The sequence below is a fragment of the Bacillus cereus group sp. BfR-BA-01355 genome (genome assembly GCF_022663675.1).
GTDB lineage: Bacteria > Bacillota > Bacilli > Bacillales > Bacillaceae_G > Bacillus_A > Bacillus_A thuringiensis_S.
This window is the reverse complement of record NZ_JAKUFY010000526.1, coordinates 1-210: the sequence shown is the minus strand read 5'-3', so window position 1 is coordinate 210 and position 210 is coordinate 1. Positions and strand designations below refer to the sequence as shown.

Here is a 210-nt window from a genome sequence, read left to right as displayed (position 1 = left end):
CGACTGAAATCGAAATCGCTGCAAAACGTATCCTATTCTTACGTGAAAAACTAAACCAAATTCTTGCTGACCGCACAGGTCAACCACTTGAAGTACTACAACGCGACACAGCCCGCGACAACTTCATGACAGCAGAAAAAGCTTTAGAATACGGTTTAATCGATAAGATCTTTACAAATCGTTAATTAATTTAAAGCGGAAGCGGCTCGT

Annotated in this window: 1 protein-coding gene; it reads left to right on the top strand. The window is 41.0% G+C overall.

Annotation, left to right across the window (positions count from 1 at the left end):
* Positions 1 to 185, top strand: a 185-nt coding sequence (locus tag MR167_RS32775; protein ID WP_242316338.1) for an ATP-dependent Clp protease proteolytic subunit, incomplete at its 5' end; no start/stop codon positions are given.
* Positions 186 to 210: the final 25 nt, after the last annotated feature.